This is a genomic window from Polaribacter sp. 11A2H, assembly GCF_011379025.1.
Taxonomy (GTDB): domain Bacteria; phylum Bacteroidota; class Bacteroidia; order Flavobacteriales; family Flavobacteriaceae; genus Polaribacter.
On record NZ_WTLD01000022.1, the window covers coordinates 1 to 18,276 of the forward strand.

General features: G+C 31.2%; 15 protein-coding genes. All 15 read left to right on the forward strand.

Going from position 1 to position 18,276, the window contains the following annotated elements; all coding sequences use genetic code 11:
* Positions 1–531 precede the first annotated feature (531 nt).
* The 15 genes from GQS58_RS16420 to GQS58_RS16490 all read left to right on the forward strand — a co-directional run bounded on the left by GQS58_RS16420 (position 532) and on the right by GQS58_RS16490 (position 17,168).
* A complete protein-coding gene (locus GQS58_RS16420) occupies positions 532–864 on the forward strand; it encodes an MGMT family protein (protein WP_166387903.1) in 333 nt (110 codons plus the stop codon).
* A 227-nt stretch (positions 865–1,091) separates the two neighbouring features.
* On the forward strand, positions 1,092–2,231 hold the full coding sequence (locus GQS58_RS16425; protein WP_166387905.1) for an Mrp/NBP35 family ATP-binding protein: 1,140 nt from the start codon (positions 1,092–1,094) through the stop codon (positions 2,229–2,231).
* Between the two features lie 4 nt (positions 2,232–2,235).
* Complete coding sequence (locus GQS58_RS16430; protein WP_166387908.1) at positions 2,236–2,472, forward strand: NifU family protein; 237 nt, start codon at positions 2,236–2,238, stop codon at positions 2,470–2,472.
* A gap of 212 nt (positions 2,473–2,684) precedes the next feature.
* Entirely contained in the window at positions 2,685–3,740 is a 1,056-nt protein-coding gene (locus GQS58_RS16435; RefSeq protein ID WP_166387910.1) for an NAD(P)/FAD-dependent oxidoreductase, read from the forward strand.
* A gap of 114 nt (positions 3,741–3,854) precedes the next feature.
* Entirely contained in the window at positions 3,855–4,160 is a 306-nt protein-coding gene (locus tag GQS58_RS16440) for a hypothetical protein (protein WP_166387912.1), read from the forward strand.
* A gap of 270 nt (positions 4,161–4,430) precedes the next feature.
* Positions 4,431–5,588, forward strand: a complete 1,158-nt coding sequence (locus tag GQS58_RS16445) for a homogentisate 1,2-dioxygenase (protein ID WP_166387914.1) — start codon at positions 4,431–4,433, stop codon at positions 5,586–5,588.
* A 255-nt stretch (positions 5,589–5,843) separates the two neighbouring features.
* The gene (hppD, locus tag GQS58_RS16450; RefSeq protein WP_166387916.1) at positions 5,844–7,004 is read left to right on the forward strand and encodes a 4-hydroxyphenylpyruvate dioxygenase; all 1,161 of its coding nucleotides are present in this window, start codon (positions 5,844–5,846) and stop codon (positions 7,002–7,004) included.
* 246 nt (positions 7,005–7,250) lie between these two features.
* Positions 7,251–8,168, forward strand: coding sequence for a tryptophan 2,3-dioxygenase family protein (locus GQS58_RS16455; RefSeq protein ID WP_166387918.1), 918 nt, complete (start codon positions 7,251–7,253; stop codon positions 8,166–8,168).
* Positions 8,169–8,269: 101 nt separating this feature from the next.
* Positions 8,270–9,040, forward strand: a complete 771-nt coding sequence (locus tag GQS58_RS16460) for a DUF3108 domain-containing protein (protein ID WP_166387920.1) — start codon at positions 8,270–8,272, stop codon at positions 9,038–9,040.
* A gap of 100 nt (positions 9,041–9,140) precedes the next feature.
* On the forward strand, positions 9,141–10,409 hold the full coding sequence (locus GQS58_RS16465) for a peptidoglycan DD-metalloendopeptidase family protein (RefSeq protein WP_166387922.1): 1,269 nt from the start codon (positions 9,141–9,143) through the stop codon (positions 10,407–10,409).
* Between the two features lie 6 nt (positions 10,410–10,415).
* A complete protein-coding gene (pgi, locus tag GQS58_RS16470) occupies positions 10,416–11,984 on the forward strand; it encodes a glucose-6-phosphate isomerase (RefSeq protein ID WP_166387924.1) in 1,569 nt (522 codons plus the stop codon).
* Positions 11,985–12,272: 288 nt separating this feature from the next.
* Positions 12,273–14,882 carry a TonB-dependent receptor gene (locus tag GQS58_RS16475; RefSeq protein WP_166387926.1) on the forward strand — a complete coding sequence of 870 codons (2,610 nt, stop codon included), beginning with the start codon at positions 12,273–12,275 and terminating at the stop codon, positions 14,880–14,882.
* A gap of 103 nt (positions 14,883–14,985) precedes the next feature.
* The gene (locus tag GQS58_RS16480) at positions 14,986–15,408 is read left to right on the forward strand and encodes a hypothetical protein (protein ID WP_166387928.1); all 423 of its coding nucleotides are present in this window, start codon (positions 14,986–14,988) and stop codon (positions 15,406–15,408) included.
* 43 nt (positions 15,409–15,451) lie between these two features.
* Positions 15,452–16,180, forward strand: coding sequence for a lysophospholipid acyltransferase family protein (locus GQS58_RS16485; RefSeq protein ID WP_166387930.1), 729 nt, complete (start codon positions 15,452–15,454; stop codon positions 16,178–16,180).
* A gap of 4 nt (positions 16,181–16,184) precedes the next feature.
* Positions 16,185–17,168, forward strand: coding sequence for an acyl-ACP desaturase (locus GQS58_RS16490; protein ID WP_166387932.1), 984 nt, complete (start codon positions 16,185–16,187; stop codon positions 17,166–17,168).
* Positions 17,169–18,276 lie beyond the last annotated feature (1,108 nt).

Here is an 18,276-nt window from a genome sequence, read left to right on the forward strand (position 1 = left end):
ATTAAACTTTCTGCTGTCACACTGAGCCTGTCGAAGTGCTTTTTCATGAATTCCTATTTTCTCAGCGAAGCTCTGTGTAATAATTTTTCACTATAATCATCAGTGATAATCCGTGAAATTTGTGTCATTTTATTCTTTTCTTTTTTCCATCGATGAAAAACGAAACAAAAAAATCTAGACTTATTTTAATTTTCTAAAATTCTACATTTTACTCCATTACCGTATCCAGACCACTGTGTTCTTTGGACACTTGCCATTCCATAAAACTAGAATTATTACGAAAATTAAAAGTAGGTCGTTTTTAGACGCTGAATTCTATTTCATTTATAGTTTTTACTCTCTACTGTCATTCCGAAATGAGCCTTTTTTAGGCGATTAAGGAATCTCATCACAATTATTAATACTTTTTTTAAACTCCGTGAGTCTCTGCTTTTTCTCTGTAAATCTCAGTGACAATCCGTGAAATCTGTCTCACTTTTTTTTGAAAACCTCTGTGACATAACTTTCCTAGAATATCATTACCTTAACAAGGTGAAAGAATCCGATAATTTTTTTGATAAAGTATATCAAGTCGCTCGTCTAATTCCTTATGGTAGGGTTACAAGTTACGGTGCTATTGCAACCTATTTAGGAGCAGCAAGATCTGCAAGAATGGTAGGTTGGGCAATGAATAAAGCACATAATTTAGAAGATGTTCCGGCACATAGAGTTGTAAATAGAAAAGGGTTACTAACAGGCAAACATCATTTCGATGGCACTAACCTTATGCAGCAATTACTAGAAAGTGAAGGAATTATAGTTGTTGAAAATCAAATTCAAGACTTAGAAAAAGTACTTTGGATTCCTATGGAAGAGTTGTCTTAGCTTTTTTTAGTTTACAAAGAATTACAAAACTATTCGTGAAATTTATATCTATAATTTCAACTTATCAATTCATAAATAATCGCAATCTACAAACTTTCTTTTCTAAGCAGTAAGACGTATCTTTGCAATTGAGATGTAAAACTACATTTGTCCCCTCGAGCGCAGTCGAGAGGTTATGTCAGATTAAAATACTTTAGGTCTCGACTGCGCTCGACCTGACAAAAAAGATGAGTTTTAAAAAACAAGATATATACAAGGCATTAGAAACGATTACCGCTCCCGGAGAAGGTAAAAGTTTAATAGAAAACAATAATGTGACTAATGTAGTTACTTTTGGAGATGAAGTAGAAGTAGATGTTACTATTAGCAATCCAACTTTACAAGCAAAAAAGAAGATTGAAACGGAAATTACCAAGGCAATTCAAACCAATGTTGGGGCCCAAATTACCGTAAAAGTAAATGTAAAAGTAGAAAAGCCTGCAGAAAAAGTAAACCCAAATCAAATTAAAGGAAAAGCAATTCCTAATATAAAAAACATTATTGCAATTGCATCTGGTAAAGGTGGAGTAGGTAAATCTACTATAACGGCTAATACTGCAATTTCTTTAGCAAAAATGGGCTTTAAAGTAGGTGTTTTAGATGCCGATGTTTACGGGCCATCACAACACATCATGTTCGATGTAGAAAAAGCAAGACCACTTTCTGTAAATGTAGATGGTAGATCTAAAATGGAACCTGTAGAAAACTACGGAGTTAAACTATTATCATTAGGCTTTTTTACAGACCCAAACCAAGCCGTAATTTGGCGTGGACCAATGGCATCAAAAGCATTAAATCAATTAATATTTGATGGTAATTGGGGTGAGTTAGACTTTCTTTTAATCGATTTACCTCCAGGAACAGGAGATATCCATTTATCTATTGTACAAGCCTTACCAATTAACGGAGCAGTAGTGGTAAGTACACCACAAAATATTGCCTTGGCAGATGCTAAAAAAGGAGTTGCAATGTTTCAACAAGAAAACATTAATGTGCCTGTTTTAGGAATCATAGAAAACATGGCGTATTTTACACCAGAAGAATTACCAGACAATAAGTATTATATTTTTGGTAAAGACGGTGCAAAAAACTTAGCAGAAGATATTAAAACTAGATTTTTAGGAGAAATTCCTTTAGTACAAAGTATTAGAGAAGCGGGAGATGTTGGGCATCCGGTAGCTTTACAAGAAGGCACTGTTTTAGAAAAAGCTTTTAATGATATTACTAAAGAAATGGTTTCAGAATTATTAAAAAGAAATGCAGATTTACCGCCAACCGAAGTTGTTAGAATTACAACAATGAGTGGTTGTAGTTCAGTAAAAAAATAAGATTATGACAGCAGAAGAAACATTAAACAATGTAGAAAAAGCATTAGATGAAATTCGTCCTTTTTTAATGAGTGATGGAGGAAACATCAAACTACTTTCTATAGAAGAATCTATTGTAAAGGTACAATTAGAAGGTGCTTGTATAGGATGTTCTGTAAATCATATGACCTTAAAAAATGGTGTAGAAGCAACTATTAAAAAGTATGCGCCACAAATAATAGAGGTTATAAACATTGAGTAAGCTGATAAAAATCAGTTTTTAAATATTTAGAAAAATATATTTTTGGGCGTTCCAAGCAAAAAAGCTTGGTCGGGCTTTTCGCACTCGCTTTTTTTACTTCCAAAAAAGTAAAAAAGAGCTCAAACAAATGCTACAATCCCTAACGCGCTCATCAACATAAAAAAAGACCTCACAAGATTTTATTCTTGTGAGGTCTTTAAAAATAATAAAAAATGATTACTACAGATATTTTAATTATAGGTGCAGGACCCACAGGTTTATTTACTGTTTTCGAAGCAGGTTTATTAAAATTACGCTGTCATTTAATAGATGCGTTGCCACAAGCAGGTGGTCAATGTTCTGAGATTTACCCTAAGAAACCTATTTATGATATCCCAGCATATCCAGAAATTTTAGCGGGAGATTTAACCCATAAATTAATGGAGCAAATTAAACAATTTGAACCAGGTTTTACCCTTGGTGAACGCGCAGAAACAATAGACAAGCAAGAAGATGGTACTTTTATAGTAACAACTAACAAAGGCACAAAACATCATGCAAAAATAGTAGCAATTGCAGGTGGTTTAGGTTCTTTTGAGCCAAGAAAACCGCCAATTCCTAATATTGCAGATTTTGAAGATAAAGGAGTAGAGTATATTATTCGTGATCCAGAATTTTATAGAAATAAAAAAGTAGTCATTTCTGGTGGAGGAGATTCTGCTTTAGACTGGTCTATATTTTTAACAGATGTAGCTTCTTCAGTAACACTAATACACAGAAGAAACGAGTTTAGAGGTGCTTTAGATTCTGTAGATAAAGTACAAGAATTAAAAGATGCCGGTAAAATTACCATGATAACACCTGCAGAAGTAAAAGGAATTGTAGGTACAGATAAAGTAACCGGAGTTTCGGTGGTTCAAAAAGGAGAAGAACCATTTATAGTTAACACAGATCATTTTATTCCGTTATTTGGGTTATCTCCAAAATTAGGTCCTATTGCAAATTGGGGATTAGAAATAGAAAAAAATGCTATTAAAGTAAACAACGCTTTAGATTACCAAACCAATATTCCAGGAATCTACGCAATTGGAGATGTAAATATCTATCCGGGTAAATTAAAGTTAATTCTCTGCGGATTTCACGAAGCTACTTTAATGTGTCAGAGTGCATATCAACGTATATTTCCAGATAAAAAATATGTAATGAAATACACAACAGTTGGTGGTGTAGAAGGTTTTGACGGATCTAAAAAAGAAGCGCCAAAAGCCGTTGTTAAAAAGATTGAGTAATTAATTTGTAATTCGTAGCTAGTTTTATAATCTTATTATATAAGCCCCTTCAGGTTTCAAAAACCTGAAGGGGCTTTTTCTTTTTTTTGCTTATCTTATATAAAATTAGAAACTATGAATAGTCTTAATTTATTACCTTTTTTTCCTTTTTACGATAGAGTTTTAACTGCATATGATTTATTAATGTTTAGTTTTGGTTCATTTGTAGTAATTTCATTTTTACTCTTTTATTATCAGAAGATTTCAAAAAATAATTTCGCAAAAAGCAAATTAGACCATCTATTATATCAATCAAATGATATTTTACTACAATCTAATAGTACAAATGTTGGTTTTAAAATAGTCGAAAGAAAAATGTCTTCTTCGGTTACTATATTAGCGTGTATCTTAATTCTTTTAATAGTATTTACTCCTTTTTAGGATTTTTTAAGACTATAGTTTTTTAATTCTGAAAATCAATCTTCTAACAATATTTTCCTATATTTGTAGAACAACGAAATCGATTGAGATGTTTTCAGGTTTACTTGCATATCTAAAATTCTTCATAAAACGCAATCCAGAGTGATTACAGTATACTGTCATTCTGAACTTGTTTCAGAATCTCTCAATTAAAATCTAAATCTTTATTCAAAGAACTATTTAGGTTTTATTTATCCATTCATTTTTTTAATCATCTAATACATTAAAATTATGCCTTTTTATCATAAACTAGGGACAATTCCACCTAAAAGACACACGCAATTTCGTAAAAAAGATGGCAGTTTGTATTATGAGCAATTGTTTGGCACTATTGGTTTCGACGGTATGTCTACCAACTCATACCACGAGTACAGACCAACAATGGTCAAAGAAATTAGAAAGCAATATTCTGTAAAACCCAAAATAGCCAAAGCAAATAACATTCAATCTTACCGGTTTAGAGGATTTCAAGTTCCGCCAGAAAACGATTATTTAGAAAGTAGAAAAATTGTTTTAACAAATACAGATTGTAATATTATTTTATCAGCACCAAAAAAATCAACAGAAGATTATTTCTATAAAAATACAGATGCAGATGAGGTTATTTTTATCCATAAAGGAACCGGAAAATTAAGAACACATCTTGGTAACATCAAATTTAAATACGGAGACTATTTAATAATTCCACGAGGCGTTATTTATAAACTAGATTTCGATGATGAAAACAACAGACTTTTTATTGTAGAATCTTATTCGCCTGTTTACACACCAAAAAGATACAGAAATTACTTTGGTCAATTATTAGAACACTCACCGTTTTGTGAACGAGATTTAAGAAGACCAGAAGAATTAGAAACCCATAACGAATTAGGCGATTTCCTAATAAAAGTAAAAAAACAAGGTGAAATTATAGAAATGATTTACGCTTCACATCCTTTTGATGTGGTAGGTTACGACGGTTATAATTTTCCGTATGCATTTTCAATTCACGATTTCGAACCAATTACGGGACGTATTCATCAACCGCCGCCTGTGCATCAAACTTTCGAGACAAATGCCTTTGTAATTTGCAGTTTTGTACCTCGTTTATATGACTATCATCCAAACTCAATTCCTGCGCCATACAACCACAGTAATATAGATTCCGACGAAGTCTTGTATTATGTAGATGGCGATTTTATGAGTAGAAACGATATCGACCAAGGTCATATTTCCTTGCATCCGGCCGGAATTCCTCATGGCCCGCACCCAGGAACCACAGAAAAAAGTATTGGTAAAACAAAAACCGAAGAATTGGCAGTTATGGTAGACACTTTTAAACCTTTAATGGTTACGGAAGAAGCCATGAAAATTGCCGATGAAGAGTATTATAAATCTTGGTTAGAGTAGCATAATTATTAGAAGCTATTTCCTGCTTTTCGCACTCGCTTTTTTTGAGAAAAACAAAAAAGAGCTCAAACAAATGCTACAATCAGGGCTAAGATTTTGTGCTAGCAAATAGCTTTTTTTAAGAGTAATACATATTAATAGGCTTTTAATAACCCTGAAAGGGTTTCAAACCCTTTCAGGGTTGCGTGTAATTAAAATAATAAAAAATAAGACCTCACAGGTTTTTAAAACCTGTGAGGTCTACAAAATATAAAGATGGCAAAAGAAATAAAATCAGTAAACTACGGTTTAGAAAAAATATTTGAAGGCGCACAAGATTTCCTTCCATTACTAGGAACAGATTATGTAGAATTTTATGTGGGTAACGCAAAACAAGCAGCACATTTCTACAAAACAGCATTCGGATTTCAATCGCACGCATATCGAGGGTTAGAAACGGGCTCAAAAGATTCGGTAAGTTATGTATTAACACAAGACAAAATAAAGTTGATGTTAACAACTCCGTTAAATAGCAAATCTCCCATAAATAATCATATTGTAAAACATGGCGACGGCGTAAAAATTATTGCACTTTGGGTAGAAGATGCAAGAAAAGCGTATGCAGAAACAACATCCCGCGGAGCGAAATCTTATATGGAACCAACCGTAGAAACGGATAAAGATGGAGAAGTTGTAAGAGCCGGAATTTACACGTACGGAGAAACTGTACATCTATTTGTAGAGCGTAAAAATTACAATGGCGCATTTTTACCAGGTTTTCAAAAATGGGAATCAGATTACAATCCGCCAGCAGCAGGATTAAAATACATAGACCACATGGTTGGTAATGTAGGTTGGAATCAGATGGACGTTTGGGTAAAATGGTACGAAGATGTTATGGGCTTCGAAAACTTTTTATCTTTTGATGATAAACAAATTCACACAGAATATTCTGCATTAATGAGTAAGGTAATGTCTAACGGAAACGGTAGAATTAAGTTTCCTATAAACGAACCTGCAAAAGCAGCAAAACGTTCTCAAATAGAAGAATATTTAGATTTTTACGAAGGTTCTGGAGTACAACATATTGCAGTTGCCACAGATGATATTATAAAAACGGTTAGTCAATTAAAAGCAAACGGAGTAGAATTTTTATCAACACCACCAGAAGCATATTATAGAGCGGTTCCTGGTAGGTTGGAAGAATATAGCCATGAGTTAAAAGAAGATATCGAAAAGTTAAAAGGTTTAGGTATTATGATTGATGCTGATGAAGAAGGCTATTTACTGCAAATTTTTACAAAACCAGTAGAAGACAGACCTACCTTGTTTTTTGAAATCATTCAAAGAATGGGGGCTAAAGGTTTTGGAGCCGGAAACTTTAAGGCATTGTTCGAGTCTATAGAAAGAGAACAAGCCAAGAGAGGGACGCTTTAAGAGGTTTAGTCATTGCGAGGGACGAAGCAATCTGTTAATTATTACAAGAGATTGCTTCGTAAACTCGCAATGACATTGGCTGATACCTGCAAGGTTTTAAAAACCTTGCAGGTATAATTTAAGTTTTGGATAAACTGAGAATATTTATTACTCTATAAATATCAATTTTTATACTAAATTGCCATTTAAGTCCAAGAATCAAAGTTTATCTTGTCTCTTGGTTCTAGAAATCTTGATTTTAAAAACATGAACAGAGACGAAATACTAAAAGCAATTGAAGAAAAATACGATAAATTAGGAGTTCCGGTAGACTCTATGTTAGAAGGTTTGCTTTGGAGTACACCGATTACGTATTGGGATTATATTCAAACAGATGCACTTTTAGGCTTGCAAACTCCAAGAACCACACAACCAGATGAAATGGTTTTTATCATGTATCATCAAGTAAACGAGTTGTTATTTAAAATGATTTTGTGGGAAATTGATCAAATTGCCAAAACAATTGAAGTTACGGCAGATAAATTCTCTTTGCATTTAGGAAGAATTAGTCGCTATTTTGATATGTTATGTAGTTCTTTTAATGTGATGGCAGACGGAATGGAGAAAGAGCAATATCTAAAATTTAGAAACACTTTAACGCCTGCAAGCGGTTTTCAATCAGCACAGTATCGTAAAATAGAATTTGCTTCCACAGAATTAATCAATTTAATTGATGTTCGTTTTAGAGATGAAATAGATAGAAATTCGTCTTTTAAAAACGCCTATAATCACTTGTACTGGCAAGCTGCCGGTAAAAATTATACAACGGGTCAAAAATCTACCTTATTAAATCTTTTTGAACAAAAATATATGGGAGATTTTATCGATTTTATGGAAGATTACAATGATATTAATTTGTCTTTAAAATTTAAACAATTACCCAAAGAAGTTCAAGATAATAAAGAATTAATGAAAGCCATGCGTCATTATGATTATACCGTAAATGTAAAATGGGTAATGGCACATTACAACGCAGCTGCAAAATATATTGGCGGAAAAGAAAAAGATTTAGAAGCCACAGGAGGTAGTAACTGGCGTAAATATATGCATCCCAAATATCAACGAAGAATTTTTTTTCCATATTTATGGAGTGAAGATGAATTGAAAAATTGGGGAACATTTTAAGTCCATTTATTACTTAGAGAGACGCCCTTAAATAGTTAACAAGTTGCTTTTTATCGTTTTGGAACGGTAATTGTCATTACTTTTTTATAAGTTTGATTTTTATGAAAAAATACACCCTATTATTTTTTGCCCTACTTTTTTTGACAACTACTAATAGTCAAGAACGTTTAAACGCTTTTAAAAGTGGAGAGTTGTTGCGTTATAAAATGAGTTATAGTGGTTTTTTAAGAGCTGGAACTGCGGTTTTAGAAGTTAATGAAAAACAGCTTAATGGTAAATCGGTTTTTTATACAAAAGGAACTGGTTGGACTTCTGGCATGATAAAGTGGTTTTTTGAAGTAGATGATGTGTATGAATCTTATTTTGATAAAGATTCTGTAAAACCTTATCTTTTTAAAAGAAAGATTGATGAAGGTGGTTATAAAAAACATAGAATTACATCTTTTAATTATAACTCTAATAAAGCTTATGTTCAGGATTTTACTCGTCAAAAAGATACCTCAGTAGCTTTTTCTAATGTACAAGATATACTTTCTTCTTTTTATTATTTAAGGAATAAAGATGTTACAGGTATGAAAGTAGGAGAAGAAATTGCTATTGATATGTTTTTAGATACTCAAATATATCCTTTTAAACTACGTTTTTTAGGAACAGAAACTTTAAAAACAAAATTCGGTAAAATAAATACATTAATTTTTAGACCCTTGGTGCAATCTGGTAGAGTTTTTAAAGCGCAAGAAAGTGTTACGCTTTGGATAACTGCTGATGCAAATAAAATTCCAATAAAGATAAAAGCAGACTTAGCTGTTGGGTCTTTAAGGGCTGAATTAGAGTCTTATAAAGGCTTAGCAAACCCCTTCGTTAAAAATTAAGAAATTTTTAACGAAACCGCTATCGGAAGTTCATAAAGATAGCACCCTTAGAAATATTTTTTATTTGTACTTTTGAAATTACATTCAATAGCATCTATTCTTGAGAAAAATAATCTTCCTTTTAGTCTTAATTACCTCAATATCATCTTGTAAGAAAGAGGTTGAGAAAACCGTTACACCTCCAAAAAAAGTGAAGCCTAAACCCATTTTTAAATATGGGTATAATATGGATGATTATAAATTAATTCAAGACACTATTAGAAGTGGTGAGAGTTTTGGTGAAATTTTAGATAGACACCATGTTGGCTACCCTAAAATTAGTGAAATATCTAATTCAATAAGAGAAGAGTTTGATGTTAGAAGGTTAAGAACAGGGAAACCTTACTTAATTTTATCTAGTAAAGATTCCTTGTCTAAAGCTAAAGTTTTTATTTATAAAAATAGTGTAATAAATGCGACAGTTATTGATTTTAAAGATTCAATAATTAAAGCACATGTATATGAACAACCTATAAAAACTGTTGAAAGAATTGTAGAAGGAGTAATCTATTCTAACCTTTCTAATACTATGGATAGTTTGCATTTATCAGCAAATTTAACATATGCTGTAGCAGATATTTATGCTTGGACTTTAGATTTTTACAAGCTTCAAAAAGGAGATTCTTTTAAAATTACTTTTGAAGAAAAATTTATAAAAGATTCTCTTTTTGCAGGTTATGGAGAAATTAAATCGGCAGTATTTAATCATAACGGAACTAACTTATTTGCCTTTAAATATGTTTCAGATTCTATAAAAGGAATTTCTGAGTATTACGATGAAAATGGAAACATGTTGCGTAGTCAATTCTTAAAAGCACCTATAAAATTTCAATACAGAATTTCTTCAAGGTATAATTTAAGAAGAAGAATTGCGTATTATGGTAATAAAATTAGGCCTCATAAAGGCACCGATTTTGCGGCAAAAATAGGAACACCAATTTTAGCAACAGCAAGCGGAACAGTTGTAGAATCTACAAGAAGAGGCGGTAACGGTAAATTTGTAAAAATTAAACACAACAGCACCTATTCTACACAATATTTACATATGAAAAATCAAAATGTAAAGAAAGGACAATATGTAAAACAAGGAGCTGTAATTGGTTGGGTAGGTATGACAGGTAATTCTGGAGGTCCACACGTGTGTTATCGTTTTTGGAAACATGGCAAACAAGTAGATCCGTTTAAAGAGAAATTACCTTCTGCAGAACCTTTAAAGAAAACTTTATTACCCGATTATTTAAAGTTTATTAAACCGCTTAAATATCAATTAGAAAATAAAATTCTTCCGGTTAAAGAACCAGAGGTTATAGAAAAAATAGCACAAAATTAAACTAAAATGGCTTTAAAAAATATCAATCCAACTACAACAAATGCTTGGAAAGCATTAACAAATCATTTTAATGATATTAAAAATATCAGCATAAAAGATTTAGATAAAGAAATAAATAGAAAAGAAGATTTTTCTTTAAAGTTTGATGATTTATTAGTAGATTTTTCTAAGAATAGAGTTAATAAAGAAACGATTAACTTATTAGTAGAATTAGCTAAAGAGGTAGATTTAAAAGATGCCATTGATAAGCAATTTGCAGGTGAAGTAATTAATGTAACGGAAGGTAGAGAAGTTTTACATACTGCATTAAGAAGTACTTCTGATGAACCTATTTTAGTAGAAGGAAAAAATATTAAACCACAAATACAAGCTGCTTTAAGAAAAATTAAAAGTTTTTCTAACAAAGTTATTTCGGGTAAATGGAAAGGATATACAGGTAAATCTATTACAGATATTGTAAATATTGGTATTGGAGGGTCTGATTTAGGACCAGATATGGTGGTAGAATCTTTAAAGTTTTATAAAAATCAATTAACAACACATTTTGTTTCTAATGTAGATGGAGATCATGTTTCTGAAGTGATGAAAACTTTAAACCCAGAAACTACTTTATTTGTTATTGTTTCTAAAACATTTACAACGCAAGAAACAATTACAAATGCAGAAACACTTAAAAACTGGTTTTTAAAATCGGCAACTATTTTTGATATCCCAAAACACTTTGTAGCAGTTTCTACAAACTTAGAAGCAGTAGATAATTTTGGAATAGATAAAGCAAATGTTTTTCCTATGTGGAACTGGGTTGGTGGTCGTTTTTCTCTTTGGTCTGGAGTTGGTCTGTCTATTAGTTTATCTGTAGGATATGATAATTATAAAGAACTTTTAGAAGGAGCAGAAGAAATGGATCTTCATTATAAAAATGAAGATTTCGAGCATAATATTCCTGTAATTTTAGCATTGTTAAGTGTTTGGTATAACAATTTTTACGGAGCAGAAACAGAGGCTGTTTTACCTTATTCTCAATATTTAGCAAAACTACCTGCTTATTTACAACAAGCTATTATGGAAAGTAATGGTAAAGGTGTGGATAGAAATGGTGAGAAAGTAAATTACCAAACAGGTACAATAGTTTGGGGAAGTACAGGTACAAATATGCAGCATGCTTTTATGCAGTTGGTACACCAAGGAACAAAGTTAATTCCTGCAGATTTTATTGGTTACAAAGAATCTTTATATGGTTTAACAGATCATCATAAAAAATTAATGTCTAATTACTATGGGCAAATGGATGCGCTAGCTTTTGGTAAAACAAAAGAAGAGGTGCATTTAGAATTAAAGTTTTCTGGTGATGAAGATAAAATTTCTAAACTGTTACCTTTTAAAGTATTTGAAGGAAACAGACCAAGTAACGCTATTCTTTTCGATAAATTAACACCACGGTCTTTAGGGAAATTAATAGCAATGTATGAGCATAAGATTTTTACACAAGGTATTTTATGGAACATTTATAGTTATGACCAGTTTGGTGTAGAGCTAGGAAAAGAAATGGCTAAGAAATTATTGAATAAATCTTAAAACATAATTTTAAAGAATTTCTATTTTACAATAACCCGCCATTTGGCGGGTTATTGCGTATGTATAATATTGGTTTTCATATTTTTTGTTGTTTATTAAAAATGTTAAATATTTAGTAACTTTAAATAAAGGGCCTGTTTTGTTGTAATAGTATAGTTTTCAGTTAAGAAAGTGTAGTTTTAGTACTTTAGGTGTCTTAATTTTTTGTTAAAGCTTAACATTAGCTTAACATTAAACGTCTGTAAAAAGAGGAATTTTGCAGAACATTTAATAATATAAAATTAAACAATGAGAAATTTTAAAAACTTATTATTTGTAGCACTACTATTAGTAACGGCTACTGTTTTAGGACAAACTAAAATTACTGGTACGGTTGTAGATGATACAAACCAACCTTTACCAGGCGCAAGTGTTGTTGTAAAAGGCACAACAAACGGTACATCAACAGATTTTGATGGAAAATTTACGCTAACAGCAGACACTAATTCTGGTACTGTTAAAGTTTCATTTATTGGTTTTGAATCAAAAAATGTAACTTTTTCTTCTTCGAAAGCAAATCTAGGGTCAATTCAATTAGATGAAGACGCAAATTCTTTAGATGAAGTTGTTGTTGTTGGTAAAGGTGTAATTGATTTAGCTGGAGGTAGAAAAACCCCTGTTGCAGTTTCAACAATTAAAGCTGCAGAAATTCAAAAGAAAATTGGTACACAAGATGTAACAATGGCTTTAGTTAATACTCCTTCTGTTTATGTTGCTGGACAATCTGGTGGTTTTGGAGATTCTAGAATTTCAGTTCGTGGTTTTGATCAAACTAATACTGCTTTTTTATTAAACGGACAGCCAATTAATGGTATGGAAGATGGTAAAATGTATTGGTCTAACTGGTCTGGAGTAAATGATATTGCAAGCGCAATACAAATTCAGAGAGGATTAGGTGCTTCTAAATTAGCTATTTCTTCTGTAGGAGGTACAATGAACTTTGTGACAAAAACTACAGATAAAAAAGAAGGTGGTTCTTTTTATGCAGGAACTGCAAATGATAGCTATTATAAAACATCAGTTTCTTATAATACAGGTGTTAATGAGAAAGGTTTTGGAGCAAGTATTATGTTATCTCATTGGCAAGGAGATGGATATAATGATGGGAGTAAAGGTCAAGGTCAAACATATTTTATATCTTTTGGGTATAAACCAAATGATAATCATAACTTTAACTTCTTAATTACGGGTGCTCCACAATATCATGATCAAAATTTTTCAAAAAGTATAGCTACTTTTTTAGATAAAGGATTAAAATACAATGATAATTGGGGTACTTATAAGGGTGAGTATATGTCAGAACGAAGAAACTTCTATCATAAACCTGTCTTAAACTTAAACTGGGATTATACAATCTCTGATGCTTCTAGTTTATCAACAGTAGCTTATGCTTCATTTGGTGTTGGTGGTGGAACAGGAAATAGAGGTAGTAGAGTAAGAACTGCTGATGGTCTTATTGATTATGATGCTATTTATGCAAACAATGCTACCGCAGTAGATGGTAACTTTGGAAACAGTGCATATATTACAAGATCTTCTATGAATAACCACAAATGGTTTGGTGTGGTTTCTAATTTTGAGCATAAAATTAACGAAGCTCTTACTTGGAATGTTGGTGCAGATTTAAGAACCTATTATGGTACCCACTTTAGACAAGTTGAAAATTTACACGGATTAAATTCTTGGACAGAAGATAGAAAATTAAAAGGAACAGATAATATTGCTGATGGAACAGTGGTAGCTGTTACTGCAACAGAAAGTTTTGATGCTAATCCTTGGGGTACTATGTTTAATTCAGCAGATGAGAACCAAAGAATTGATTATGACAATAGTGAAAGAATATCTTACGCAGGTATATTTACTCAATTAGAGTATTCTAAAGATGGTTTATCTGGGTTTTTTCAAGGAGCTTTATCTAGTCAACATCACCAAAGGTTTGATAGATATGATTATGAAGCAGAGCACCAAGACTCAGAAAAAGTTAATAATGTAGGTTACAATATTAAACTTGGTGGAGCATATAAGTTTGATGATAATAGTTCTTTTTATACGAATACTGGTTATTATTCTCGTCAACCATACCATGATAATATCTTTAACAGTTACAACAATGCTATTAACCCTTCTTCTCAAAATGAAAAAATCTTTGGATTAGAATTTGGTTATAGTTATTCTTCTGAAAACTTTAAAGCTAATGTAAACTTATATAGCACAAGTTGGAAAGATAGAGTAGATGCGAGTTCAAGAATTTCAGGAGGTGTTCTTACTACAAAAGAAACAACTGGTCAAAGTCAATATCACAAAGGAGTTGAGGTAGATTTTATTGCGAAGGTTACTTCAAGTATTAAATTAAAAGGTTTCTTATCTGTTGGTGATTGGGAGTATGTTGGTAATGTAACTTCTAGAACTTTAGATGAAGATAGAAATATTATTGCTGCACCAACTTTAGTCGATGTAGATGGAGGTAAAGTAGGTGATGCAGCTCAATTTTCTACTGGTTTAGGTTTTGATTATAATATTTTTAAAGGATTAAGTATAGATTCTGATTATAGATTTTATGACAAGTTATATTCAAATGTAAGTGCTGTTAAGGAAAATTTAGAATTACCATCTTACGGATTATTAGATTTTGGAGTATCTTATAAATTTAATTTAGGAACTGAAGGAAATAAATCATTAAGCTTAAGAGCAAACATGAATAACGTTTTAGATAAAGAATATTTATCTGAATTAAGAACTAATATTACAAGTGGGTCTAGCGATGCTAATGGTACATTGTACAAGGGTATAGATACTGCAAATGAAGGTTATTTTGGATTCGGTAGAACTTGGAATGTAAGTCTTAGATATAATTTCTAATTATTAAATTTAAAATTATTTTAAAAAACCACCTCAATCGAGGTGGTTTTTTTATTATTAAAATTAGTAACTTTACACCTTTAAAAATTTATTAAAAAATATAATGAAAGACGTACATTCATATTGGGCTTATTTAGTTTTAGCCATTTTAATCTTTACAGTATTTAATGCTGTTACAGGTGTTATTAAAAAAAGAGCTTTTACAGACAAAGATTTAAGATTAGGGTTGTTTACCTTAATTCTATCTCATATTCAATTATTAATTGGGTTAGGATGGTATTTTATGTCGCCTTGGTATAAAGCATTAAAAGCAAACGGAAGCGAAGTTATGGGAGATAAAGCAGCTAGATTATTAGCAGTAGAACACCCATTAATGATGGTTATTGCCATTGTATTTATTACAATAGGTTGGTCTAAACATAAAAAGCAAACAGAAGATGTAGCAAAATTTAAAACATTTGCCATCTTTTATGGTATTGCTTTATTATTAATTCTTTCTAGAATACCTTGGAGTAACTGGTTTTAATAACTAACATTTCTGTATTTACAGAAACATTTATTAGAGTTCAATGAAAATTTTAAGTTATATAGTATCTCCAATTTTTATATTGGTGTTTTTTTTAAGTCTAGTTATATTTCATCCATTACAATGGTTGGGTTTAAAAATATTTGGATATAAAGGACACCAGTTAGTGGTAGATTATATGAACTGGTTTTTATCCAAAACACTTTTAATTTTAGGAGTAGTAGTAAAGATAGATAATAAGCAAAAATTACCAGAAAATTGTACGCTCGTATTTGTCTCTAATCACCAGAGTATGTTTGATATTTCGCCAATTAGTTGGGCGTTTAGAAAACATCAACCAAAATTTGTATCAAAAAAAGAATTAGGTAAAGGCATACCAAGTATCTCATTTAACCTAAGACATGGCGGTGCAGCACTAATAGATAGAAAAGATCCAAAACAAGCAATTTCCGCTTTAATAGCCTTTTCTAAAAAAATAAAAGAGAATAAATGGAGTGCCGTTATTTTTCCAGAAGGAACAAGAAGTAGAGACGGTAAACCTAAACAGTTTGCAATAAACGGACTAAAAGTCATCGCAAAAGTCAATAAAGAGGGCTATATTGTGCCGATTACCATAAATAATTCTTGGAAAATTTTTAAATACGGAAAATTTCCATTAGGTTTAGGTAGCCCAATTACTTTTACAGTACATCAACCCGTAAAAATAAACTCTTTACCTTTTGATGAATTATTAGAAAAAACAGAATCAGTTATTAAAGAATACATAAAATAAAAATATGTCTATACATAATGTAAGAAAAGAAGTGATGCTAACTTTAGAAAAAAGTATGGATCGTTTCATGGAAAAATATTTAATCCCTGCAGAAAAAATCTGGCAGCCAACAGATTTTTTACCCAATTCTCAAAAAGACTCTTTTATTTCAGAAGTAGAAGAAATTAGAGAATTATCTAAAGAATTACATGACGATTTTTGGGTTGTATTAGTAGGAGATACCATTACAGAAGAAGCATTGCCAACCTACGAATCTTGGTTACTAGATTTAGATGGAGTATGCCAAGACCCAGACAATAGTTGGGCAAAATGGGTAAGAACTTGGACAGCAGAAGAAAACAGACACGGAGACGTTTTAAACAAATACTTGTATTTATCCGGTCGAGTAAATATGCGTGAAGTAGAAATTTCTACACAACACTTAATTGCAGACGGTTTTGATATTGGTACTTCAACAGACCCATATAAAAACTTCGTGTACACAAGTTTTCAAGAATTAGCAACCTATATTTCACACAACAATGTAGCTAAAATTGCACGTAAAAAAGGACACAAAGCATTAGCTAAAATGTCTAGAATTATTGCAGGAGACGAAATGCGCCACCACCATGCATATACAGAATTCGTAAAAGAAATATTTAAAATAGACCCTAGTGAAATGATGTTGGCTTTTCAACACATGATGAAATATAAAATTGTAATGCCTGCAATGCACTTAAGAGAATCTTTTGAAGAAAAAGGAACTCTGTTCGATGATTTTTCAATTGTTGCACAAAGAGTTGGTGTTTATACAGGTTTCGATTACGTAGACATTATAAGAAAGTTAAACGAAGCTTGGGAAATTGATAAAATTACAAATCTTACGCCAGAAGCAGAAAAAGCTAGAGATTATCTAATGAAGTTACCAGACAGAATGTACCGAATTACAGAAAGAATTGTAGTTCCTCAAACAGACTTTAAATTCAAATGGATGATAAATCCTAGTTAGTATTAGAAGCTGTTTCCTGCTTTCCGTTATATCTTTTTGTAAAAAACAAAAAGGATGTCACTTCAATCAGGGCTAAACCAGTTTGCTAACTTGTATCATAACTAAACAATTTTTTTGTTTAATGTAGCAATTTCTTATAAGAAATATCAGCCCCTTCAAGTTTTAAAAACTAGAAGGGGCTTTTTTATAAAACCCAAAGCTTACGTTTTCTATTACATTATGAGGTCATTTTTTTTGTTGTTTATTTAAAAGTGTTCGTCTGTTAAGAATTCCTAGTAAAGGAAATAGAATAAAACCTTTTATAACAACTTCAAAATTTGTCACATACAAATATTGAGAAGTCCCACGACAGTGATAATACAAAGCCCTACGCAAAACCTATGCAGTAAAAAAGGTGCAGCGAATTAATTAGTCGTTCTAGATAGTTTCAGAACCTAATTCCGATAACAATAAATTTAGCCTCTTCAGGTTTCAAAAACTAAAAAGGATTTGTTTCCTATAAATATCCATCATTCGTATGAAAGCCTGTTTTAAGAAGGAAACAATTTTACTTTCCATTTATATCTAATAAATACTTAATAGACAAATGTTTTATTTAGTAAGAGGATCTATGTTGTTATTTTTTTAGTAAAATCTATATTAAAGGGATCATTTCAATATTCCATGAGTAGACTTCTTATATAATTTCCCCAAAAAATAAATTAAGAACAAACATCGCGCCAAAAATGGAGTTATCATTAACTAGTAAAACAGACTTCAAGTACAATATATTTAAAAATAATATCTATTTCAACAAGCTTCAAAGTGAAAAAAAATAATTCACACTAAAATAGGCTACTCAACTCTTCTATGTTTTCTATGCTACTATGTGTTAAAACCATCCCTTGAACTCCAAAATAAATTGTAAATCCAAGTTCTTCAAAATAAAATAAAAAAAAGATGATTTATAACTCTTTTAAAATAAGTGTTTTATAACTTAATGTAAAATTAAATTAAAATAAAGGTTAAAAGATAGTTGTTAGATTAAAAATGAGTTGTAAGTTTGCACCCGCTAACAGCAATATTAGTTTGTTAGTTTCGTTCATTTATAGTTTGCTTTTAAATCTCA

Coding starts and splice junctions, on each gene's coding strand:
- GQS58_RS16460 (WP_166387920.1), top strand. CDS start 8,270: ATGAAAAAATACACCCTATTATTTTTTGCCCTACTTTTTTTGACAACT.
- GQS58_RS16455 (WP_166387918.1), top strand. CDS start 7,251: ATGAACAGAGACGAAATACTAAAAGCAATTGAAGAAAAATACGATAAA.
- GQS58_RS16435 (WP_166387910.1), top strand. CDS start 2,685: ATGATTACTACAGATATTTTAATTATAGGTGCAGGACCCACAGGTTTA.
- GQS58_RS16425 (WP_166387905.1), top strand. CDS start 1,092: ATGAGTTTTAAAAAACAAGATATATACAAGGCATTAGAAACGATTACC.
- pgi (WP_166387924.1), top strand. CDS start 10,416: ATGGCTTTAAAAAATATCAATCCAACTACAACAAATGCTTGGAAAGCA.
- hppD (WP_166387916.1), top strand. CDS start 5,844: ATGGCAAAAGAAATAAAATCAGTAAACTACGGTTTAGAAAAAATATTT.
- GQS58_RS16430 (WP_166387908.1), top strand. CDS start 2,236: ATGACAGCAGAAGAAACATTAAACAATGTAGAAAAAGCATTAGATGAA.
- GQS58_RS16485 (WP_166387930.1), top strand. CDS start 15,452: ATGAAAATTTTAAGTTATATAGTATCTCCAATTTTTATATTGGTGTTT.
- GQS58_RS16490 (WP_166387932.1), top strand. CDS start 16,185: ATGTCTATACATAATGTAAGAAAAGAAGTGATGCTAACTTTAGAAAAA.
- GQS58_RS16445 (WP_166387914.1), top strand. CDS start 4,431: ATGCCTTTTTATCATAAACTAGGGACAATTCCACCTAAAAGACACACG.
- GQS58_RS16440 (WP_166387912.1), top strand. CDS start 3,855: ATGAATAGTCTTAATTTATTACCTTTTTTTCCTTTTTACGATAGAGTT.
- GQS58_RS16475 (WP_166387926.1), top strand. CDS start 12,273: ATGAGAAATTTTAAAAACTTATTATTTGTAGCACTACTATTAGTAACG.
- GQS58_RS16480 (WP_166387928.1), top strand. CDS start 14,986: ATGAAAGACGTACATTCATATTGGGCTTATTTAGTTTTAGCCATTTTA.